22 protein-coding genes are annotated in these 22903 nt (G+C 55.4%); 18 read left to right on the top strand and 4 right to left on the bottom strand.

Annotation, left to right across the window (positions count from 1 at the left end):
• The 15 genes from nagZ (at position 1) to PQU98_RS02660 (ending at position 13826) form a co-directional block, all read left to right on the top strand.
• Positions 1-1092, top strand: coding sequence for a beta-N-acetylhexosaminidase (gene nagZ / locus PQU98_RS02730; RefSeq protein ID WP_272743334.1), 1092 nt, complete (start codon positions 1-3; stop codon positions 1090-1092).
• Positions 1093-1098: 6 nt separating this feature from the next.
• Entirely contained in the window at positions 1099-1980 is an 882-nt protein-coding gene (locus tag PQU98_RS02725; RefSeq protein ID WP_438263855.1) for a segregation and condensation protein A, read from the top strand.
• The gene (gene scpB, locus PQU98_RS02720) at positions 1970-2635 is read left to right on the top strand and encodes an SMC-Scp complex subunit ScpB (RefSeq protein ID WP_272743332.1); all 666 of its coding nucleotides are present in this window, start codon (positions 1970-1972) and stop codon (positions 2633-2635) included. Before PQU98_RS02725 ends, scpB begins: the two co-directional genes overlap by 11 nt.
• 114 nt (positions 2636-2749) lie before the next feature.
• Entirely contained in the window at positions 2750-2953 is a 204-nt protein-coding gene (tatA, locus tag PQU98_RS02715; protein ID WP_189486785.1) for a twin-arginine translocase TatA/TatE family subunit, read from the top strand.
• A gap of 93 nt (positions 2954-3046) precedes the next feature.
• Positions 3047-3574, top strand: a complete 528-nt coding sequence (gene tatB, locus PQU98_RS02710; RefSeq protein WP_272743331.1) for a Sec-independent protein translocase protein TatB — start codon at positions 3047-3049, stop codon at positions 3572-3574.
• A 49-nt stretch (positions 3575-3623) separates the two neighbouring features.
• Positions 3624-4466: a twin-arginine translocase subunit TatC gene (gene tatC / locus PQU98_RS02705; RefSeq protein WP_272744477.1), complete on the top strand. Its 843-nt coding sequence runs from the start codon at positions 3624-3626 to the stop codon at positions 4464-4466.
• A gap of 94 nt (positions 4467-4560) precedes the next feature.
• The gene (gene serS, locus PQU98_RS02700; protein WP_272743330.1) at positions 4561-6000 is read left to right on the top strand and encodes a serine--tRNA ligase; all 1440 of its coding nucleotides are present in this window, start codon (positions 4561-4563) and stop codon (positions 5998-6000) included.
• A 247-nt stretch (positions 6001-6247) separates the two neighbouring features.
• Positions 6248-7039 carry a 5'/3'-nucleotidase SurE gene (surE, locus tag PQU98_RS02695; RefSeq protein WP_272743329.1) on the top strand — a complete coding sequence of 264 codons (792 nt, stop codon included), beginning with the start codon at positions 6248-6250 and terminating at the stop codon, positions 7037-7039.
• Positions 7036-7692 carry a protein-L-isoaspartate(D-aspartate) O-methyltransferase gene (locus tag PQU98_RS02690; protein WP_272743328.1) on the top strand — a complete coding sequence of 219 codons (657 nt, stop codon included), beginning with the start codon at positions 7036-7038 and terminating at the stop codon, positions 7690-7692. The genes surE and PQU98_RS02690 overlap by 4 nt, the downstream gene beginning before the upstream one ends.
• Before the next feature lie 335 nt (positions 7693-8027).
• The gene (locus tag PQU98_RS02685) at positions 8028-9203 is read left to right on the top strand and encodes a M23 family metallopeptidase (protein ID WP_272743327.1); all 1176 of its coding nucleotides are present in this window, start codon (positions 8028-8030) and stop codon (positions 9201-9203) included.
• Between the two features lie 130 nt (positions 9204-9333).
• Positions 9334-9693, top strand: coding sequence for a preprotein translocase subunit YajC (yajC, locus tag PQU98_RS02680; RefSeq protein ID WP_438263854.1), 360 nt, complete (start codon positions 9334-9336; stop codon positions 9691-9693).
• Positions 9694-9811: 118 nt separating this feature from the next.
• Positions 9812-11407 carry a protein translocase subunit SecD gene (gene secD / locus PQU98_RS02675; protein ID WP_272743326.1) on the top strand — a complete coding sequence of 532 codons (1596 nt, stop codon included), beginning with the start codon at positions 9812-9814 and terminating at the stop codon, positions 11405-11407.
• A gap of 13 nt (positions 11408-11420) precedes the next feature.
• Entirely contained in the window at positions 11421-12398 is a 978-nt protein-coding gene (gene secF, locus PQU98_RS02670; RefSeq protein ID WP_272743325.1) for a protein translocase subunit SecF, read from the top strand.
• Positions 12399-12527: 129 nt separating this feature from the next.
• On the top strand, positions 12528-13142 hold the full coding sequence (locus PQU98_RS02665; RefSeq protein WP_272743324.1) for a hypothetical protein: 615 nt from the start codon (positions 12528-12530) through the stop codon (positions 13140-13142).
• 9 nt (positions 13143-13151) lie between these two features.
• Complete coding sequence (locus PQU98_RS02660) at positions 13152-13826, top strand: squalene/phytoene synthase family protein (protein WP_272743323.1); 675 nt, start codon at positions 13152-13154, stop codon at positions 13824-13826.
• Here the strand turns inward: PQU98_RS02660 and PQU98_RS02655 are convergent.
• Together PQU98_RS02655 and trmFO are read right to left on the bottom strand one after the other, a co-directional pair.
• On the bottom strand, positions 13789-14436 hold the full coding sequence (locus tag PQU98_RS02655) for a DUF1353 domain-containing protein (protein ID WP_272743322.1): 648 nt from the start codon (positions 14434-14436) through the stop codon (positions 13789-13791). The genes PQU98_RS02660 and PQU98_RS02655 overlap by 38 nt on opposite strands.
• 122 nt (positions 14437-14558) lie before the next feature.
• Positions 14559-15980: a methylenetetrahydrofolate--tRNA-(uracil(54)-C(5))-methyltransferase (FADH(2)-oxidizing) TrmFO gene (gene trmFO, locus PQU98_RS02650; protein ID WP_272743321.1), complete on the bottom strand. Its 1422-nt coding sequence runs from the start codon at positions 15978-15980 to the stop codon at positions 14559-14561.
• 211 nt (positions 15981-16191) lie between these two features.
• Between trmFO and PQU98_RS02645 the strand changes: the two genes are divergently transcribed.
• The 3 genes from PQU98_RS02645 (at position 16192) to PQU98_RS02635 (ending at position 19077) form a co-directional block, all read left to right on the top strand.
• Positions 16192-16980: a hypothetical protein gene (locus PQU98_RS02645; protein WP_272743320.1), complete on the top strand. Its 789-nt coding sequence runs from the start codon at positions 16192-16194 to the stop codon at positions 16978-16980.
• A gap of 61 nt (positions 16981-17041) precedes the next feature.
• Positions 17042-17950, top strand: a complete 909-nt coding sequence (locus PQU98_RS02640) for a hypothetical protein (RefSeq protein WP_272743319.1) — start codon at positions 17042-17044, stop codon at positions 17948-17950.
• A gap of 191 nt (positions 17951-18141) precedes the next feature.
• Complete coding sequence (locus PQU98_RS02635) at positions 18142-19077, top strand: hypothetical protein (RefSeq protein ID WP_272743318.1); 936 nt, start codon at positions 18142-18144, stop codon at positions 19075-19077.
• On the opposite strand, the gene PQU98_RS02630 is transcribed toward PQU98_RS02635, so the two are convergent.
• Complete coding sequence (locus tag PQU98_RS02630; protein ID WP_272743317.1) at positions 19064-19918, bottom strand: carbonic anhydrase; 855 nt, start codon at positions 19916-19918, stop codon at positions 19064-19066. The two genes, PQU98_RS02635 and PQU98_RS02630, sit on opposite strands and share 14 nt — an antisense overlap.
• A 70-nt stretch (positions 19919-19988) precedes the next feature.
• Positions 19989-22862: an excinuclease ABC subunit UvrA gene (gene uvrA / locus PQU98_RS02625; RefSeq protein ID WP_272743316.1), complete on the bottom strand. Its 2874-nt coding sequence runs from the start codon at positions 22860-22862 to the stop codon at positions 19989-19991.
• Positions 22863-22903: the final 41 nt, after the last annotated feature.

Genomic DNA, 22903 nt, shown 5'->3' with positions numbered 1-22903 from the left:
GTGGTTAAAGCGTGCATACTGGGCTGTTCCGGCCTTGAGCTAACCCATCGGGAAGCGGAGTTTTTCCGGCGGGAGCGGCCACTGGGCTTTATTCTGTTCGGTCGCAATATTGATAATCCGGAGCAGGTAAAACGTCTTGTCGCGGATCTGAAAGCCAGCGCAGGCCATCCGAATGTATTGATCCTGATTGATCAGGAGGGCGGGCGGGTTCAACGCCTCAAATCGCCGCACTGGCCGGCTTATCCGGCGGCGGGTACATTTGCCCGTGTCAGTAATGATATATATGAGCAACGCGAATTGGTGCGCCTTAGTGCCCGACTGATGGCGGCTGATCTTTATGAGCTTGGGATCAATGTTGACTGCGCGCCGGTGCTGGATGTGCCTTTGCCGGGCGGGCATGATATAGTGGGTGACCGTGGCTATGGGTTTGACGCCGAGACGGTCGCCGTCATGGGGCGTGCGACTTGCGAAGGTTTGCTGGCGGGTGGGGTCTTGCCGGTGATCAAGCACTTGCCGGGACATGGCCGTGCTGTGGCCGACAGTCACCATGCTTTGCCGGTGGTGACGGCGACGCGTCAGGAACTGGAAGCCGTTGATTTCCTGCCGTTTGAGGTGAACGCCGATATGCCGTTGGGGATGACGGCGCATATTGTCTATGATGCCTATGAACGCAAACATCCGGCGACGACATCCCGCAAAATGATCCGCCTGATCCGCCAAAAAATCGGCTTTGATGGCCTGCTTTTGACGGATGATCTGTCGATGAATGCCCTAAGTGGTACGATGACTGACCGCGTCAAGGCCGCGCGCGCCGCGGGCTGTGACGTCATGTTGCACTGTAATGGCAAGATGGAGGAGATGGAGGCCGTGGTCGCCCATAGCCCCCGATTGCGCGGGATTGCACAAAAGCGGTTTGAGGCCGCGTGGGCGCGCCTGAACAAACGGATTGAGCCTGTCAATATTGATGAAGCGCGTCTGCGCCTTCAACAAGCTTTGTCGCGTATCGATAAGTCGTCCCCACGGCGTACCGATCCGACCGAAGCCTTTGCGGACACGTCTCTTGCGGCTATGCGCGAACTGGGCGGCGTGTAGGCAAAGGTGGCCCCCAAACTTTCAAAAGACGATATACTGGCCCAGACTCTGGAAAACGAGGTTTTCCAGCATCGTCTGGATTTCGACAATGGCCGGGCTGACAATGCGCCGGATATCGAAGCCGATGATGCGCTGGTGCTTGATCTGGATGGCTATGAAGGGCCACTGCATGTCCTTCTTGAGCTGGCACGGCAGCAAAAAGTCGATTTGCTGAAAATCTCGATCACCACTCTGGCTGAACAGTACTTGCGCTTCATTCAGGAGGCGCGTCGGTTACGGTTTTCGCTGGCGGCGGATTATCTGGTGATGGCGTCGTGGCTGGCCTATCTCAAATCGCGGTTACTTCTGCCCAAGACCGAACGTAAGGCGACGGACGAACCGCCGCCTGAGGAACTGGCCGCCGCCCTGGCTTTTCGGCTGCAAAAGCTGAACGCCATCAGAAAGGCCGTGGACGCTATTCAGGGCAGACCGCAATTGAAGCGCGATGTCTTTGCCCGTGGTGATCCGCAGGCGCTGGTGATTGTGCCGTCATCGCGCATTGATGCGTCGATTTTTGACCTTATGACGGCCTATGTCACCCAGCGTCGCAAAGAAATCGATAGGCATTACGATCCGACCCGCCGCACCGAAGCCTACCAACTTGAGGAGGCGCGGGATCACCTGCGCGATATCCTGCCTGAGTTGACCCAGTGGACGACGCTGGAGAGTGTAGCCCCGGTGCCGGTCGGTGAACATGGCCCCAAACGCCCCTCTTATCTGGCCTCGACCCTTGCGGCATCACTGGAGCTAACCAAGGAGGGGGCTTTGTCGCTGCAGCAGCTTGGGGTTTTTGAGCCGCTTTATCTGCGACAAAAACAATCTGCGCAGGAGGTTTATCATGACACCTGAAGATGTGACCAAGGGCACAGAACGCGCCGTTGAGGCACTGTTGTTTGCCGCTGCAGGCCCCTTGTCGGCGGCGGATTTGGCGCGACGGTTGCCCGAAGGGGCGGAGGTCGGTAAGGCTCTGGCCGCTCTCAAGGCGCACTACGCCGGGCGCGGGGTCGTGCTTGATATCGTGGCGGATAAATGGCAGTTTCGTACGGCTATTGATATGTCCTATCTGATGGTTGAGGAGCGCGAAGAACCGCGCAAGCTGTCCAAGGCGGCGCTTGAGACCCTGGCCATCATCGCCTACCATCAGCCGGTCACGCGGGCGGAGATCGAAACCATTCGGGGCGTTGGCCTGTCGCGTGGAACGCTGGATGTGCTGCACGAGCTTAATCTGATCAAGCTGAGGGGGCGCCGGCGCTCTCCGGGACGGCCGGTGACCTATGGCACGACCGAAGGGTTTCTTGAACAGTTTTCCCTGCCCAGCCTGGCCGATCTGCCGGGGGCGTCCGAGATGCGGGCGGCGGGGCTGCTGGACCTTAATGTGCCGGCTGATTTCTTTGTGCCCGACCCATCGGGCATAAAGGCGCCGGAAGATCCGCTGACGATTGAAGAACTGGAGCAACCGGAATTCCATCAGGACTTTTTTGAATTTGAAGAGGACAAGCCCTGATCCCCTTGAAAAGGACAGGTGGCCCAATTTCCGCTTTGATGTTAGGATAAAGACTGACTATATGGGGTAAAGTCTGATCCGAAAATTTTCCGGATCGTGTGAAGGAGATGTAACATGGGATCGTTCAGCATCTGGCACATCGCCATTGTCGCGGTTGTGGCGCTGATCCTGTTCGGCGGCAAGGGTAAGCTGTCGGGCATCATGGGTGACGCTGCCAAGGGCATCAAGGCGTTCAAGGACGGCCTGAAAGATGAGCCGGACTCAAAGGACACCACGGTCGCCGCGTCCGAAAAGAAAGACGAAAACAAGGCTGCCTAAGCCTTGGTTCATGTATTGCCGTCAGGCCCCCGCTTTAAGGTGCGGGCGGCCTGTTGTGTGTTTTTTACGCCTGTATGATGAGGGCCTGAATTAATGCTGCCCGGTATTGGGGCCTCTGAGCTCATAGTCATTGCCGTCGTGGCCCTGATCGTTGTCGGGCCGAAAGACCTTCCCAAAATGTTGCGCCAACTGGGCCGCTTTGTCGGTAAGATGCGCGCTATGGCGGATGAATTTCGCACCAGTTTTGAGGACATGGCCCGCCAGTCCGAATTGGATGATCTGCGCAAGGAGGTGGAGGCTTTGCGGTCGGGCAAATCTCTGTCGCCGATTATCGATGACATCGATTCAGAGATGAAGTCGGTTCAGGCGGATATCGACAACACCATCCATAGCCCGTCGCGTGCCTATAGCAGTGACACTTACGGCGCTGAAGTGCCGTCGCCCGATGCGGCTGATGCTGAGCAAGTCGAGACGCTTGCGTCTGCGGATGTGCCCGAAAATCCGGCGCCCAAGCCGCGCCGTACCCGTAAAGTCGCGGCGGAAACCGTATCTGTCGATGCGGCGCCCAAACCTAGAAAGCCCCGTGCCAAAAAGGTGACCCAAAAGGTGATCAGTGAGTAATTCCGATAGCCAACTGGTCGTTCAGGACACTGATCCCGACGAAGCCGAAATGGAAGCGTCGCGTGCGCCGCTGATGGAGCATCTGGTTGAACTGCGCACCCGCCTGATCTGGATGGTGGTTGCGTTTGCCGTGGCCTTTATCGTCTGTTTTGCGCTGGCCACGCCGATCTATAAGCTTCTGCTGCATCCGTTTGCAATGGCAGGTCGCCTATTGGCGGCCGAACAAGAATCCGGCGGCCATCCCGCCGGTATGTTTGACCTGGTCGCGGTTTTGCTGGGCCTCAAGGACATGCCCATGGGGAATAGTAAGCTGGAACTTATCTATACCGCGCCGCTGGAGTTTTTCTTCACCAAGATGAAGATGGCCGGATTTGGTGCGATTATCCTGAGCTTTCCGGTATTGGCCTATCAGGTTTATCGCTTTGTGGCGCCGGGGCTTTATAAGCGTGAGCGGGCGGCGTTTCTGCCGTTCCTGATTGCCGCACCAGTGCTGTTTATTATTGGCATGGCGCTGGTCTATTACATCATTTTGCCGATGGTGCTGTGGTTTAGCTTAAGCCAGCAAATCATTGGCGATGCCGGGGTTTCAGTACAACTGATGCCTAAGGTGTCGGACTATCTGGCGCTGGTGACCACGCTGATGCTGGCGTTTGGATTGTGTTTTCAGTTGCCGGTGGTGCTGACCTTGCTCGGCCTGTCGGGGATGGTGTCGGCGGAAATGCTGCGCGCGGGTCGTCGTTATGCGATTATGGGGATTGTGGTGGTGGCGGCGGTGGTGACCCCGCCTGATCCGATTTCGCAGCTTATGCTGGCCGTGCCGATTGTGTTGCTGTACGAGATTTCGATCTGGTGTGTGCGGGCGATCGAGTTGCGCCGCAAGGATGAGGCTTAATTTAACCCCCTCTGAATTCTCACTGAGACAAAGCGCACGCTTTGATCTCAGAGGGGGTGGTTTAGCCCCCGCATTGATCTAAGGACTTAAGACCATGCACGATATCAAGGCTTTGCGCGAAACTCCTGAGATTTTTGTCAAGGGCTGGTCATCCCGCGGGCGTGAGACCGCGCAGGCTGATGTAGAGGCTTTGCTGGCCCTGGACAAAGATCTGCGCGCCGCCAAGACCGCGTTTGAGACCAATCAGGCGCAATTGAAAAAACTGTCGGGCGAAATCGGTAAGGCCAAGGCTCAGAAGGATGAGGCCAAAGCCGCCGAACTGATGGCCGAGGTTGAGAGCCTGAAAGGCGCGATTGCCGAAGCCCAAGAGCAGGAACGTGCCAAGGGTGAGGCGCTGAAAGACCTGCTGGCGTCATTGCCCAATCTGCCGTTTGAGGATGTGCCGGAAGGCGAAGACGAAGCCGGCAATGTTGAACTGCGCAAACACGGCGCGCCGAATATTCTCAGCTTTGCGGCCAAGGATCATGCCGATCTGGGCGAAGCGCTGAAAGGCCCTTCTGGGTCGATGATGGACTTTGAAGCCGCCGCCAAGATCAGCGGCTCACGCTTTGTGGTGTTGAAAGGCCAACTGGCGCGACTGGAACGCGCCATCGGTCAGTGGATGCTGGACGTTCAAACGGCTGAGCATGGCTATCTGGAGGTCAATCCGCCGGTTTTGGTGCGCGACCATGCCTTGTTTGGCACAGGGCAACTGCCTAAGTTTGAAGAAGATTTGTTTAAGGCGATCTCATTTAATCATGCTGATTATGCCAATGATCTTTCAAAAATGAACCTTGACGATATGCTCGCTGGAAAACTTAGCGTACCAGAATGGGAAGTTGCCAGGGTAGCATATGCACGCCTTCATCATTCAGGTAATTACCTGAATGATGAGCGCTACCTCATACCCACCGCGGAAGTGTCGCTGACCAATCTTGTCCGTGATGCGATCACCTCCGAAGAAGAGCTGCCGCTGCGGTTGACGGCGCTGACCAACTGTTTCCGCGCTGAGGCCGGATCGGCGGGACGCGACACCAAGGGCATGATCCGTCAGCATCAGTTTCAAAAGGTTGAACTGGTTTCGATCACCACGCCTGAACAGTCGGCAGCTGAGCATGACCGCATGACCGACTGTGCCGAAACCATCCTGAAAAAGCTGGGTTTAAGCTTCCGCACCATGTTGCTGTGTACCGGCGATATGGGTTTTGGAGCGCGCAAAACCTATGACCTTGAGGTATGGCTGCCGTCGCAAAATACCTATCGCGAGATATCATCCTGCTCGAACTGCGGTGATTTTCAGGCCCGACGCATGGATGCCCGCATCCGCAAGACCGGCGAAAAAGGCACACGCTTTGCCCATACGCTCAACGGGTCGGGGCTGGCGGTTGGGCGCACTCTGGTGGCCATTATGGAAAACTATCAGGACGAGGGCGGCCGGATTGCGATCCCTGAGGTGCTGCAACCCTATATGGGTGGTTTGACGCATATCGGGTAAAGAGCGGAGGTGGCGTTTAACCCCCTCTGACTTTAAGCTATCGCTTAAAATCAGCTCCCCCTGCATCAGGGGGAGTTCTTGAGCTATATTCTTGGCTCTCCCTTGCGCAGCTAGCTAAAATCACACTAGGTTTAGCCCTGAATTATTTAAACCCAAAATGTGAAAAACCCCGAAGGGCCGCCCCAAGGGTGTTTTTCTCCTGATGAAAAGGGGGTACATGGGGGGCGTTTCCCCCCATGATGGTCACATGCGTATTCTACTAACCAATGACGATGGCATCGAGGCTTATGGCCTTAAGGTCCTGCGTGATATCGCCCATGCCCTGTCCGACGATGTTTGGATTTGTGCCCCGCTGACGGAACAGTCGGGTAAGGGGCGGGGGATCACCCTGCATGAACCGCTGCGGGCCAAGCGGATCGACCATCAGGTCTATGCGGTGAGTGGCACGCCGACCGACTGTGTGCAGATTGCGATCAATGACCTGTTGCCTGAGCCGCCGGATCTGGTGCTGTCAGGCGTCAATCGCGGGTTTAATCTGGCGCAGGATGTGACGCTGTCGGGGACGGTCGCCGGCGCATTGCAAGGCATGTCGCTGGGGGTGCCGTCGATTGCCCTGTCACAGTGTCTGGATTTCGATATAGACGTTGAGGCGCAGTGGTCGTCTGCGGTGGCCTATGGTGCACCGGTGATTTCCAACCTGCTCGAACATGGCTGGCCCAAGGATATTGTCATCAATATCAACTTCCCCGATTGTGACGCTGAGGCGGTGACCGGTGTTGAGGTGACCAAGCAAGGGTTCCGCGACCTGCACGAAATGCACGCCGTTAAACGCGTTGATCCGCGCGGGCGCGACTATTACTGGATGAATTTCCATAATCTGGAACATACGCTGGTTGATGGCACTGACCTTAAGGCCGTGGCCGAAAACCGGATTTCGGTGACGCCATTGCATCTGGATCTGACGCATTATGATACCTTCCATCATTTGCGCAAAACCCTTGGTGGGGCCGCGCCCAAAAAGATCGAGGTGGCGTCATGAGCGAAGAGGGCGACATTCCCGAAACGCGGCTGCACCGCCTGCTGAACAGCCTGAAAGCGCAGGGGATTTCCGAGCCGCGGTTGCTGCACGCGATGGAATATACGCCGCGTGATCTGTTTGTGCCGGAGCTGTTTCTTGACCGGTCCTGGGAAGATTCGGCCATTCCGATCGCGGCGGGACAGACTATATCCCAGCCCTATATCGTCGCCCTGATGACGCAATCGCTGAAGCTGGAAGCGCGGCACCGGGTGTTGGAAATCGGCACGGGGTCGGGCTATCAGACCGCTATACTGTCGCGCCTGTGCCGCTATGTATACACCATTGAGCGCTACCGGTCGCTGATGCTGGAGGCGGAAATACGCCATAAGCGGCTGATGCTGGAAAACATCATCTATCGCTACGGCGATGGTTGGGACGGTTGGCCGGAGCAGGCGCCATTTGATCGTATTCTGGTGACCGCCGCACTGCCTGATGAGCCGCATCCGTTGTTATCGCAACTGAAGATCAATGGGGTGATGGTCGCCCCGCAAGGGCGCGGATCGGTGCAGCAGCTATTGCGCTATACCCGCACCAAAGATGATCATTATGAGGTTGAGGACTTGGGCGAGGTGCGTTTTGTACCGCTGCTCGAAGGGGTCGCGAAAGACGCCTGAATAAAGAGATCCCCCTGCCGGATGACAGGGGGATAAGTTAATCCGGAGACCAGAGTGAGTGATCTCCATCTTCGAAGCGGTACGCCCCCATAAGAAGCCCCCTCTTCAAACCTGTAAAATGTAACCCAGGGTTACATTTGATAACAATGTTATATATCCACTAGCATCATTTGTGCCGGTTAGCCAGTTAAGTAAGTTTAATGTAAGCGCTCCGGCACGTTGCGAACTTATTGACGGTTTATTACCGGTAATGGTGCGAAGGTAACGATTCGTTAGCCATGATTGATAACTATGTCGCGACTTACGTGTCTTTCAGGATCGGAGAGGGCAAGATCATGCACCGTTTCAAAGCTGTCTCTAGGATTGTTAACACTACCGCCGTTGCGGCCTTGGGGGTTATGACCCTGACGGCCTGTGCGTCGATGCAAAATGCTGAGCCAAAATATCCGATCTATATGCAGGATCGTCCGCCCGCGATGGCCCCCCATCCGATGGGGCAGGCGAGTGCGCCCGTCCAGCCTACGCCGGCTCCTGTCGAGGCGGTTCCTGTGGCGGCTCCAAGTGGTCAGGTCAGTTCGTCGCCTTTAGCGGCCCTGCCGGCACCGGCACCGGCGTCCCCTGCCGCGGCGCCCAAGCCTGTGGCAGCTCAGACGCCAACCCAAACCGCCGCTCCAAAGCCGGTTGCCACGACAAAGACGACCCATATCTATACGGTTCAGGCCAAAGATACGCTTTACGGTATCTCCCGTCGCTTTGGTGTGCCGGTCAAAAGCCTGATGAGCCAGAATGGTCTGGCCGAAGGGGCGGGCCTGTCGATTGGCCAGAAAATCAAACTGCCGGATGCGGCGAAGGATGCGGGATCAGCTGCCCATGCGACTGGCCCGGCACCGGCGAAGGTCGTGACAACCATCGCTGTCGCGCAACCAAAGCCGGTTGCCAAGCCTGCCGAGACCCCAAAGCCTGACGTCAAGGTTACCACTGCGGTGGCGGTCTCTGAGCCCGCCAAACCCACGACAACGACTGTGATAACCACCACGGCCCCTGTGGCTAAGCCGGTGGAAAAGCCTGTGGTCGCCAGGGCCGGAACCTTTCCGACGTCATCGGCTCTGGCGCAGATGGGCAAGGGGCGTTTTCTGTGGCCCGTCAAGGGGCCGCTTCTGGTGCCCTATGGTCAACTGGGGCCGAATGTTCGCAATGACGGCATCAATATCGGCGCTTCCGAAGGGGCTGAGGTGAGGGCTGCCGCTGACGGCGAGGTGGTCTATGTCGGCGGTCACGTGAAGGAACTGGGCAATACCGTCTATGTTCAACACGCGGGCGGCTGGTATACCGGCTATTCCCACCTTGATAAGCTGGGGGTAAAAACTAACCAAAAGATTCAAAAGGGTGAAGTCATTGGCACGGTCGGTAAGACCGGCGCGGTCGAAAAACCGCAACTGCATTTTGAGATCCGCTATACGCCGTCGACGGAAATCGCCAAGCCCATCGATCCCAATCTGGTTCTGCCGTAAGGTTAAGGGCACGCTGTAAACCGCCATCCCCCATTGACCTTTTGAAACTTGGCCTTATGTAGTCTTGAACGCTGATATCCACGCGGTTAAGCCTGCAGTGGGCTCGGCATCATATTTTCAGGAGACACTTGTGTTCGCCACACCTGCCTTTGCCCAAGCCGCCACCGATACTGCCGCCGCATCTGGTGGTCTGGCCGGTGCTTTCACCAGCTTCCTGCCGCTAATCGGTATCTTTGCTCTGATGTATTTCCTCGTCCTGCGCCCGCAACAAAAGCGCGCCAAGGAGCACCAGGCTCAGATCGCCGCCATCAAGCGTAACGATACGGTGGTTCTGTCTAACGGCATGATTGGCAAAGTAACCCGCGTCGAAGATGCTGAGGTCATGGTGGAAATTGCATCAGGCGTGAACGTGCGCGTGGTCAAGGGCTTCATCACTGAGATCCGTACTAAGGGTGAGCCGGCGCCAGCCAACGATTCCAAGGCCGCTTAAGCGCCTTTGAGTTCCCAAGCCCTTGCGTGTCCCGCAGGGGCTTGTTTTTTGTGAATATTAAATAAGGAGGGGCGAACCGCACGGTTTGTCCCGAAAGCCTTCAAAGGGCGCAAACGCTATGATGGAATTTTCCCGCTGGAAGATATGGATGGTGATAGCCGCCACGATCTTCGGCATACTTTATTCGCTGCCAAACTTCCTGCCGCAGGATGTGCGCACCACTTTGGCGCGCTATTACCTGCCGTCGCAGACCCTTAATCTGGGGCTCGATCTTCAGGGCGGGTCATATCTGCTGCTCGAAGTCGATACAGATGCGCTGGCGCGTGAAAAGACCGCGAACCTGACCGAAGATGTGCGCTCTACCTTGCGCCAAAAGTCTATCAATTTCAGCGGGCTTGCGGCAACCTCCGAAGCGGTCAATGTGCGCATTACAGATACTGCGCAGTTTGAGGCGGCCTTAACGGAATTGCAGAAATTGCCGCAGCCTCTGCCTAAAAATCCGGCGGTAAGGGATATAAATGTTGTCCGCGGGGACAATCAAACCATCAGTTTGCGCTTTACGCCCGATGGTCGCCGCGCCGATTCGGCCTCAGCCGTTGATACCTCTATCGAGATTGTGCGCCGCCGGGTCGACAGTCTGGGGACTAAAGAGCCGACGATCCTGCGTCAGGGGGCTAACCGCATCGTGGTTCAGGCGCCGGGCGAATCTGATCCGGAGCAGCTTAAGCGCGTGATCGGCCAGACGGCCAAGCTGACCTTCCAGATGGTTGATGAAACCATATCGCCTAGCGAGGTTCAGGCCGGACGAGTGCCGCCGGGCTCAGAACTGCTGCCGTCCGAAAATCCGGGTGAGCCATATCTGGTGGTCAAAAAGCGAGTTCTGGTGTCGGGCGATAACCTGACCAATGCGTCGGTGGGTACGGATCAGTATACTCGTCCAGCTATCGATTTCCGCTTTGACGGTCAGGGCGCGCGTAAGTTTGGTGATGCTACGGCCCAGAACATTGGTAAGCGTTTTGCTATCATTCTGGACGGTAAAATCGTGTCAGCGCCGACCATTCAGTCCGCCATCACGGGTGGTTCGGGGCAGATTACCGGCACCTTCTCGACTCAGGAAGCTTCTGAGTTGGTCAATGTCCTGAAAGGCGGAGCATTGCCTGCACCGCTTAAGGTCGAAGAACAAAAGACCGTCGGCGCTGAACTGGGTGCCGATGCGGTCGCCAAAGGGCAGTTCTCCACCATGATCGCCTTCATCTTCGTGGTGGTGTTCATGATCCTGGCTTACGGGTTTATTTTCGGCGGCATCGCCGTGGCGGCTCTCGTTGCCAATCTGGTCATGCTGATCGCCGCCATGTCGGTGACGCAGGCGACCCTGACCTTGCCCGGTATCGCGGGTCTTATCCTGACCTTGGCGGTGGCGGTCGACGCGAACGTCCTGATCTATGAGCGGATGCGTGAAGAAATCAAAGCGCGTAGTCTTATTGGGGCGCTGGATGCGGGCTTCTCACGGGCGGTTGAAACCATTCTGGATGCTAACATTACCACCCTTGGGGCAGCGCTCATCATGTTTGCCTTTGGCGCAGGGCCGGTTCGCGGCTTTGCCTGGACGCTGACGATCGGGGTGTTCACCTCGGTATTTACGGCTGTGTTCATCACTCAGGTTCTGCTGGTCTGGTGGTATCGCTCGGCGAAACCCAAGACGCTCCCGATTTAAAGGCGTAACGAATATGGCTTGGCCACTTATCAAATTACTGCCGGCGAAAACGAATTTTCGTTTTGTCGCTTTCTCAAAGTTCGCTGCGATCCTGTCGGTCGTTTTAGTGATCGGTTCGATCGCATCTGTGCTTATCCCGTTTGAAGGACCGTGTGGTGGCCTAAACTGCGGTGTCGACTTCAAGGGCGGTACGGTGCTTGATATGAACCGCGGCGGCCAGCCTATCGATCTGGGCGCTCTTCGCGACACCTTGAATGATGCCGAAGGGCTGCATGACGTTCAGGTTCAGGGCGATGGGGGGAAAAATGTCGAGGCGATGATCCGCTTTGAAACCCCCGAAGGCGGTAACCCGGCTCAGAAGGTTGATGAGATTAAAACTCACCTGTCCGGTAAATTCGAAGGCGCTCAGTTTACCCGGACCGAAGTCGTGGGGCCAAAAGTGTCCGGTGAACTGCTGACTGGCGGCGTTATGGCGCTGTTTTTCGCCATCCTGCTGATGATGGTCTACATTTGGTTCCGCTTTGAATGGCAGTTCGGGGTGGGGGCGGCTCTGGGCCTTTTGCACGACGTGATTCTGACGTTCGGTTTGTTTGCCCTGTTTAATCTGGAATTTACGCTGACGGCGGTGGCGGCGATCCTGACGATTATCGGCTATTCGATGAACGATACCGTCGTAGTTTGCGACCGGCTGCGCGAAAATTTACGTAAATACAAAAAGATGCCGCTGGCCGATGTGATTGACCTTTCGCTCAATGAAACCTTGTCGCGCACGATCATGACCGGCATTACGGCGGTGGGCGCCTTGGTCGGCCTGGCGGTGCTGGGCGGCGAGGCGCTGTTTGGTTTCTCGATTGCCCTGATCTTCGGGATCATTGTCGGCACCTATTCGTCGATCTATGTGGCTGCCCCCGTCATTCTGATCTGGGGCGTGAACCGCAGCGATGCGGACGCTGAAATCGTTGATATGGGTGGTTTCAAAGGCAAACGCTAAGCCTTATTCATAAACCTGTGGTCAGTTTGGGGTGAAATACCTTATGCTGACCGCAGGTTTCTAAATTTAACGCGCATCTTGGCCGAAAACCGCTTTACACTTTTCGGGATGCGCTTAGGGGGCGGGACTATGCTGAAAATTCTCAATAATCTGACGGCGACCCTGATTTTCAGTCTGGTGCTGGCGATCATCATGATCGTAGGCCTTGGCATGCACAGTGCGGGCGGGTTTGATCTGATCTTTCTGCACGGAGTTTTACGCTGGCTGCATGTGCTTTTCGGCATCATGTGGGTCGGCTTACTATACTATTTCAATTTCGTGCAGATGCGGGTCATGCCCGAAATTCCGGCCGAAATGAAACCGGCTGTGACGAAGTATATTGCCCCCGAAGCCCTGTTCTGGTTCCGCTATTCGGCCCTGTTTACCGTGATCGCTGGTTTGGGGCTGGCCTGGGCGCGGGGCTATATTGCTGAGGCTTTGAGTTTCGGGTTTGCCGGTGGTTTCAGCCCAGCCGATCTGCCGCTGGCCTTTATCGGTATCGGCATGTGGCTGGCTTTGATCATGTTTTTCAACGTCTGGCATGTCATCTGGCCGGCCCAGAGGATTGCGCTGGGTATCCGTGAGGCGACGCCGGAAGCCAAGGCTGCGGCTTCCGTAAAAGCCATGCGGTTTTCACGCATAAATGTGCTGCTGTCGCTGCCGATGCTGGCGGTTATGGCGATGTACCAGACGCTGTTTGGGTAGTCTGTTATTATGTCTGATGACGACCTGAGCGTGAAGAACGAAGACCTGCTTTTGTCTTCGGCCTTTATCGATGATGCGGTGAAGCGCGCGGATATACGTACTTTATATGCGTTTTTTGACACGTTGCGTGAAGTGCCTGAGCGCGTAACCCAACCGCTGATGGGGGAAATTCGTCTGCGCTGGTGGTACGAGGCGGTTGAGGAAATCATGGCGGGCGTGCCCGTGCGCTACCATCCTTTGAGTGCTGCGCTTGAGGACATATTCGGGCGTTATCCCCTTGATGGGCAGATACTGCTGGATCTGATCGAAGGCCAGATGGTTTTGCTGGATAAGCAGCCCCTAAACCACAAAGACGCCCTGACGCTTGCGGATCGCAGCGAGGTTTTGCTGGCCCGGATTGCGGCTCAGGTGCTTGATCCTAATGTCGATGCCGCCACCCTTGCTGAACCGGCCCGCTATTATGCGCTGGCAAGGCTTCATGCCGGACAGATGATCGCGCCGCCAGCCCCGCTGTTTAAGGCCTTGAGGGAAGAGGCTACGGCCGCATTCCAGAAAATCCCGCCGTCTTTGGTGCCGCTGATAACTCACACGGCTTTGGCGGAAACCTATGCTGCACAAAAGCACAACGGGCCCCTTATGCGTCGACTTAAGGTTTTTTGGGCGTTCCTGCGGGCGCGGCTGTAGGCATCTGCGGCACGGCGTATGAGGCCCGCGCTACCGGATAAGCTTTCCAGCCGCCAGCAATCAGGGTCTCAAAACCAATGCACTTAGGCATGATTTTAGTCGCACCGGTACGCGGCTTTCCAAATGGCGCCGGTTGCTTGGCCAGTGGGCGAGTTGGGTCGATAAACATCCAGTCGTCAGCCAGACCATAGCCGCGCTCACCGCCCGCCCGCACCGCATTATAGGCAATGCCGGCTTCGAAATCCGATACACCGAATTTTTTCATGGCGCGGTAGAAAATATCATCGGCTTCCTGACGCTTGCCTTTTTCGCCCACCGTGTAGAGCCAGTCATGGATGATGGCCGCGCGCGCCGTCGGCCCCTGCGGATTGACCACGCCCTGACCATACCAGGGAACCGAGGCGAAGTCGGTGACATACCACTTAGGCACGACCACGACTTTTCCGGTTACCGCATCACAATAGGGAAACTCGTCATTGAGCACAAACAGTTTGCGGCCCTGCTTGGTCATGTTGAACAGCATGATCGGCTGGGGTGTTAAGGAACTGGGCGGCGGGGGCGGAGCCACGACCACAGGGACATAGACTGTTGTAGTGATTGGCTCCGGCATTGTCTTACACCCTGCCAGCCACATTACAGCTAAACCTGCCAGCCCCAGGCAGATACGTGAAACCTTCATCCCCATAACCCGACTTTAAACACACAAACTTAAGCTAAGACAGCCTTGGCAGGCTATCGTTTAAACGATTCATCTAACCACGAATTAAGGTCATTTAATGCCCTTAAGCTCATCAGGCGTTTTTTCGCCCGTCCACGCTCTTTCAACGGGATTTTCTGACCGTTTTCATCAACTTTTGGCGCTTCGAGCGGTGGCAGCAAGCCGTAGTTAATGTTCATGGGCTGAAAAGAGCCTCCCGCCAGATGCCCGCCGGTGATATGATTGATCAGGGCCCCCATCGCTGTGGTTTCAGGCGGAGCAACCATGTCCCGACCCAAACGATCAGATGCCGCGAAACGCCCGGCCAGCAGGCCAATGGCTGAGGACTCGACATAGCCTTCGACGCCGGTGATCTGCCCGGCAAAACGCAGGGATATACCTTCGGTATTCAACGTTTTAAGCCGGAGTTTTCGATCCAGAATCTTAGGCGACTGGATAAAGGTGTTACGATGCAGCCCCCCAAGCCGGGCGAACTGAGCGTTTTGCAAACCGGGGATCAGACGAAAGACATCGGCTTGTGCGCCGTGCTTAAGTTTGGTCTGAAAACCCACCATATTATAGAGCGTGCCCAATGCGTTATCTTGACGTAATTGAACAATTGCGTGAGCCTTGACCAGTGGGTCTCGCGGATTGGTCAAACCGACCGGTTTCAACGGGCCATGCCGCAGGGTTTCACGGCCGCGTTCGGCCATGACTTCGATCGGCAGGCAACCATCAAAATAAGGGACATGCTCCCAATCCTTGAAATCAGCCTTGGGGCCATCCAGGAGTGCGTCGATAAAGGTCTCGTACTCGGCCTTATTCATCGGGCAATTGATATAGGCCGCCGCATCACCGCCGGGGCCTTCCTTGTCATAGCGTGACTGGCGCCAGGCTATGCCCATATCGATGCTGTCAGTATGGACGATCGGGGCTATGGCGTCGAAAAAGCTCAGGTGGCCTTCGCCGCTGAGTTCCAGAATGACGTCTGACAAAGACTGCGACGTCAGCGGGCCGGTGGCGCAGATGATATTGTCCCAGTCGGTACCTTTCAGGCTTACGACCTCTTCGCGCACGACTGTGATCAGCGGGTGCGACTGAATGGCCTGCGTCACCGCTTGAGCGAAACCTTCGCGGTCAACGGCCAGTGCCCCGCCGGCGGGCACCTGATGTTTGTCCGCGCAGGCCATAATCAGGCTATTCATGCGCCGCATTTCTTCGTGCAGCAGGCCTACCGCATTGAATTGCCAGTCATCTGAACGAAATGAGTTGGAACATACCAGTTCGGCCAGATCATCAGTTTGGTGCGCATCTGTGGTTATGGCAGCCCCATCTTCAGACGCCGCGCCTCGCATCTCATGGAGAATGACCGGCACGCCTGAATTTGCCAGTTGCCACGAAGCCTCTGAACCGGCAAGGCCTCCGCCGATAACGTGTACGGGTTTGATGTTGGTCATGGAATGCGCACTTGGTTTTTGATGATAGCGGCCCTGAGTTTGGGCTTTAAAGTGTGGCTCTATAGCCCTTGTTTTCAGGAAATGCGACCGCTTTGATAAATATGCTTTTCAAGAGAATGTATTTGTCACTAAAAGCCGGATAGTTTGAAAGTGCCGCATCAAAGCCTATGGGGGCTTCGGCAAAAAAGTATTGGCGGGCAGGCAGTTTATTATGAGCGCAGGTGCGGCTTTTTCGGTGGTGACGGCGGTGAAGGCGGCATTCGGATTTATACCGAAAGGTATCCGCCGGGCTTGGCTGTCGTTGGGTTTGATGTTGGTCATTTTCGGTATCACTCAGGCTAATATTGTGCCTGAACAGGCCAGTAATATTTTGCTCATTGCCGCGATTCTGTTGCAGTTTGCGGCCATTGGCGCTTTGTACCGGGTCGCAATATTTGAGCAGTATGCGCGCGCCGAAGGCCTGGGGCCGGGGGGATTGCAGTTTTCCAAACCTGAATGGCGCCTGATCGGGGCGACACTTCTGGTGTCACTGTTCTGGATCATGGTGTTTATCACCTTAAGTCTGGTTCTGGCGGTAATATTGAGTGCGTCAGGTCTGGGGGCCGAAACCTACAATAATCTGGATAGCCTGTTCCAGGAACTGACGCACGGTGCCGTGGCCGGTTATGTCGTCATTGGATTTATCATTCTGACGCTCGTGGTGTTGGGTATCTTATCTCTCAAATTGTGTTTGTATCAGCCGGCGACCATAGCCGGGCGGCAGATGATTTCGCTCAATGCCCTGTCGCTGTCTTCAGGGCAGGTGATTAAGCTGTTTGTAGGCTATGTTATTCTGACCTTGCCGGTTGTGGTGCTGGCCTATGGGCTGCAACAGATTGAAAATCACTGGTTGGCTCGACTGGTTAATGCCGTCGTGGCTGTGTTGTTCGTATTGCCGGTGACGGTTGGTTTTCTGTCTTCGGCCTATAAACAGATTACGGATTTGCGGGCTTCGCATTGAGGTGCGAGCCGGTGTATAGAGTGCGCGTGCCCCATGCCGGGGCAGATTTAGGTGGACTGAAGTGGCGCTAACGCTTGATTTTGCATTCGAAGGCTTTCGTATTATCCGCGAGCGGCCCATGTTGATCCTTTTCTGGGCACCGGTTCTGTTGTTGTCTCAGGTCATGTCAACGGTCATACTTATTCTCATGGCCGGGCCGGAATTCATGGCCATGATGGAAATGCAACGTAATAACGGCGCCACGGATCCTGACGCTGTTATGTCCATGCTGTCCCTTATGCAAAAGGTAACCCCGGCAACGGCGGCTGCTTTTATCGTCTCCATGTTGTTTTCAGCGATTGTACTGTGCGCTGTTTATCGGGCGGTTTTGGGCGGAACGGGCGACCGGGCAGGGTTTTTAAAATTCGGAAAAGATGAACTGCGTCAGATTGTCGTTTCTGTGCTGTTGCTGTGCTTTGTGGTGCTGCTGGCCATTGTCTCAACCATAGCGCTGCTCATTCTGGGCAGCGTGCTGATAGGTGGCTTGTCTGTGCCCAATACCGTCGTGGCATCAGTCACCGGCGTGGTGTCCGTCGCCTTTTATATCTGGTTGTTAGTGCGCCTGTCCCTCATTCCCGTGCAAAGCTTCGATCAGGGACGGATTAATTTTACGGGCAGCTTCAAGTTGACCAAAGGGCATTTCTGGCAACTTTTGAGCGGTTATACCGTCGCGATCATTATGATTTTTCTGGTCATAACCTTGTGCGAGATTATTTTCGCGGCCGTCGCGGTGTCGGCCTTGGGCGGGGATATGGGCAGCTTGAATGTTGTCTATCAGCGCGATTTTTCAAAGCTGGAAAACCTGAATAATCCGGCGATTATTGGCTATATGCTGATGAGTGCATTAAGGGCGCCATTGCTGTCAGCGATCATGATTGGCGCGCAGGCGGCGGCGTATAAACTCCTCAAGAATAATCACGCAACCATCTGATTTTAAAAATTTACTGACACTTAGAAATATGACACTCCTTTTGGGATGCGCCGAAAAAAAATGACACGGTTTTGGGGTATGTAGGCGACAGTCTAAACCCTGTCTGTGCAAAATGTCGCCATTGGCTTTTTTGCACAAAAAAGTCTTTCAGGGGCAGGGGCGTTACCCTGAAGACGTAAACGGGGTGTGGCGTGAACAGGGTTTTATCCGAAGACATCGCGTTTGACGGTCTCAGGTTGTTGCGTGATCGGCCTTTAACAGCGTTCAAATGGCTGTCCATAATGTTCATAGGCTATGGGCTGGCTTATGGTTTCAGTGTGCTGGCGTTCGGTGAGCATTGGCTGGCTTTCTGGCAGGCGCTGCGCACGCAACCGGAACTTCTGTCAGGCTTAATTTACACAACCCTGATGGCGGCAACGGTATGTGGAATTATTGTGGGGCTTACACATCTGGTGGTAAAATGCGCTATATATCGTGCGCAGATCGCCGTAGATAACCGGAGAGCGGCTACACTTACATTCGGGTCGGATGAAGTGCGTCAGGTAGTGTTCTACGGTCTCAAGTTTGTCGTGATTATGGTGTTGTCGGTAGCCTTGTTCCTGGTGGTGGTGCTTTTGGCCTGGGTTGCCAATATGGCCTTGGAAATCCACATCGGCCGCAACTACGCCACATTTGGGATCGTGCTTCTGGTGGGGCTGTTACAGTTCTTAGGCGTGGTTTGGTTAAAATTGCGTCTGTCGCTGGCCTCAATGGACAGCTTTTGTAAACGACGGATAGATTTTATAGGCTCATTTCTGCTGACCCGGCACCAGTTCTGGTCGATATTTCTGGTTTACCTGTTCACCTATGTGCTGCTGGTGATTTGCATGACATCGGTGCATGTCATTTCCGTCATTGGCTTGAATATGGACCTCATTGAGCAGTTTCGTTTATTCAAGCAAGGTCTTGAGGTTAAAACCTTAAATGATCTCATGCCCTTCTTGCCGTTTTTTTCGGTCATGCTGATGGTCACGGCGATTTCAGCATTTTTACGTGAACTCATGATGGCCTCAGCCCAGAGTCGCCTTTTGCTGACCTTGCGTGAGCAGGCTCAGTCACGCGTGCCGGAAACAATCAGCCCGCGCTGATAATTGTCAGGACATCACGGTCTTTGCGCGCCTGAATGGGGCGGGCGGTCGACCCCAGCAGAGTTTCATAAGCGCTGACCTGTTCGGGCGAAACACTTAAGGGCGCTGAGAACACCATCCAGGTTACGCCCTCTGAGCACGGCGGTACGGTTAGCGACCCGGAGTAGACAAAAAACTCCTCAGCCGCAGGCATGAGATCGCGCGCATTAATCAACAGATCAGGGATGGCGGCCGGTGTCGTCTGATCACTGGGTAAATAGGTCCATATGGGCGCCAGCATAGGATCGGCGACCCCGACATTGGACAGAACGGCCACCACCAAATACTCACCCTTGGTATTTTGGTGAACAAAATGGCTTTCAAGTGCGGCGCGGCGGCCATTAATGGTGTGTTCGCTAGGGCTGTGAAAATGGATTTGCTTCAGGTCATATTGCGTACCATCGGCGATGAGACCGCCACCCTTAGATGGCACCACCTTGATGCTGTGGCCGTCATTTTGAATGGTGGCGTTGGAGGACAGATAGTCCAGCGTGATTTTGGACATCTGAGGCCGGCCGCTGCCGGTCAGGTCAATCGGAGACTGGCGGGCACCACTGGCGCAGGTCGCAGCGTCTCCGCCTAATTGTGCCCAGTGTGACGGACCTTCATCACCGCTATAGGCCCAATGCGTAAGTTTTGCGCCACCCGTGCCGCCATGAGCGTCGGCTTGACCATGAGTGTCACCGTGACTATCGCCATGCGCTTCATCCGATTTTACAGATTTTTCGCCGCCGCTGCATCCTGAAACGGCCAGCAGCATGAGGCCAGCTAAGGTTAGCGAACGAAGTTGGGCGGAGCGCATGGTAGAATCCTTAATCTCAATCAGGTTTACCATGCGCCGATAATGGTTAATTTAGATTAAGTAACCTGTCTTACGCCCGTTTGCGCTCCTTATGCCGGGCCAGCAGATCTTTAAGATACCGTCCGGTCCACGATTTCAAATTTTCCGCCACGGCTTCGGGGGAGCCAAAGGCCACAATCTCGCCGCCGCCGTCACCGCCTTCGGGGCCGAAGTCCAAAATCCAGTCGGCCGTTTTGATGACATCGAGATTGTGTTCGATAACGATGGTGGTATTCCCGCTATCGGTCAGTTCATGCAGGACTTCGAGCAGTTTGCGGGTATCCTCGAAATGCAGGCCGGTCGTGGGCTCATCTAGGATATAAAGCGTCTTGCCCGTGGCGCGTTTGGACAGTTCCTTGGACAGCTTGACGCGCTGGGCTTCACCGCCCGACAGGGTGGTCGCCTGCTGGCCGATCTTGATGTAGCCGAGGCCGACCCGTTTCAGGGTTTCCAGCTTATCGCGGATGGTCGGCACGGCCTTAAAGGCTTCGGCACCTTCTTCAACCGTCATATCAAGCACATCCGCTATTGAATTGCCTTTGAAAGAAATTTCGAGCGTTTCACGGTTGTAACGCTTACCTTTGCAGACATCGCAGGTGACATAGACATCGGGCAGGAAGTGCATCTCGATCTTGATCAGACCGTCGCCGGAACAGGCTTCACAGCGGCCGCCCTTGACGTTGAACGAGAACCGACCGGGGCCATAACCACGGGCTTTACTTTCGGGCAAACCGGCATACCAGTCGCGGATCGGGCCAAACGCACCGGTATAGGTCGCCGGGTTGGAGCGTGGAGTGCGGCCGATCGGCGACTGGTCGATTTCGACGACCTTATCGAAATGTTCGAGGCCCTCAATCTTATCATGCAGGGCCGGATTGGCCGAAGCGTTGTTGAGGCGTCGCGCGGCGGCTTTATGCAGGGTTTCAAGTGTAAATGTCGATTTCCCCCCGCCAGAGACGCCGGTAATGCAGGTCATTACACCCACCGGAATTTCGCCCGTGACGTTTTTCAGGTTATTGCCGCGCGCGCCGATAACCTTGAGCATCTTCTTTTTGTTGATTGGCCGACGGTCAAGTGGCACCGGAATTTCGCGCTTACCTGTCAGATACTGGCCAGTTAGAGAGTTCGCATTGGCCTTAATATCGTCTGGCGTGCCTTGCGCCACGATTTCACCGCCATGCACACCGGCGGCAGGCCCCATGTCGATCACATAGTCGGCGGTCAGAATGGCATCTTCGTCATGTTCCACCACCAGCACAGAGTTGCCCAGATCGCGCAAACCCTGAAGGCTTTCGAGCAGGCGGTCATTATCGCGCTGATGCAGGCCAATCGACGGTTCATCCAGCACGTAAAGCACGCCGGTTAGACCTGATCCAATCTGTGAGGCCAGACGGATACGCTGGGATTCCCCGCCTGACAAGGTACCGGAATTTCGCGAGAGATTGAGATAGTCCAGCCCGACATCGTTGAGGAATTTCAGGCGATCCAGAATTTCCTTTAAGATGCGCCGGGCGATATCCATTTGCTTTTCGGACAAGTGATTTTCCAGATCGGCAAACCATTCATGAGCCTTGCGAATCGAGAGGCCTGATACCTGTGCGATATCAAACGCTTTGATCTTAACGGCCAGAGCTTCGGGTTTGAGACGTTTGCCGCCGCACGCTTCACACGGGGTTTCGGACTGATAACGCGCCAGATCTTCGCGCGCCCAGGCCGATTCGGTTTCACGCCAGCGCCGCTCCATATTGGGGATGACGCCCTCAAACGGTTTCGTCACATCATAACGGCGCGAGCCGTCAGCATAGGTGAACTTGACTTTTTCGGAACCCGAACCATGCAGGATGACAGCTTGCGCATCAGGTGTCAGGGCGCGCCATTTGGTGTCCATCTCAAAACCGTAATGCAGCGCCAGGGCTTGCAGGGTCTGGGTATAGAGCGGCGACGTGCCTTTGGACCACGGCGCAACCGCCCCGTCTTTAAGGCTTAATGTCTCATCCGGCACGACCAATTGCTGATCGAAAGTAAGTTTGACGCCCAGGCCATCGCAGGTCGGACAGGCCCCAAACGGGTTGTTGAATGAAAATAGTCGCGGCTCGATTTCAGCAATCGTAAACCCAGATACAGGGCAGGCGAATTTTTCCGAAAAGATAATGCGCTTGGGTTCAGTTTCCCCTTCGGCCAGATCGGCATATTCGGCAATGGCCAGTCCATCAGCTAGTCGCAGGGCGGTCTCAAGGCTATCGGCCAGTCGCGCCATCAGGCCATCTTTGATGACCACGCGGTCGATGACGACATCGATATCGTGCTTATATTTCTTATCAAGTTTGGGGGCGTCTTCTATTGGGTAATAGGTGCCATCGACCTTGAGGCGCTGAAAGCCCTGACGCTGGAGATCGGCGATTTCCTTTTTGTATTCACCCTTTCGGCCGCGCACGAAAGGGGCCAGCAAGAGGATACGCGTCCCTTCGGGCAGCGATACCAGCTTATCGACCATCTGGGATATGGTTTGGGACTCAATCGGCAGTCCCGTGGCCGGTGAGTAGGGAATGCCAACCCGCGCCCACATCAGACGCATATAGTCGTGGATTTCCGTCACAGTGCCGACGGTTGAGCGTGGATTTTTAGAGGTTGTCTTTTGCTCAATCGAGATTGCCGGCGAAAGCCCCTCAATCAGATCGACATCGGGCTTTGACATCAGTTCAAGGAACTGACGCGCATAGGCGGACAGTGACTCGACATAGCGGCGCTGACCTTCGGCATAGATGGTATCGAACGCCAGCGAAGATTTGCCAGACCCTGACAGACCGGTGAGCACCACCAGCTTGCCGCGGGGGATATCGACATCGACCCCTTTGAGGTTATGTTCGCGCGCACCACGTATCTTGATAAAGTCAGGATCAGCCATGAAGTCCTATAGTCCGGTTTGTCGGTAAGAAGTCTATATAG

Origin of the sequence: Asticcacaulis machinosus, from assembly GCF_028550435.1 — a bacterium.
Lineage (GTDB): Bacteria > Pseudomonadota > Alphaproteobacteria > Caulobacterales > Caulobacteraceae > Asticcacaulis > Asticcacaulis machinosus.
The sequence above is the reverse complement of the archived record's forward strand: the minus strand, read 5'-3'. Positions and strand labels throughout refer to the sequence as shown.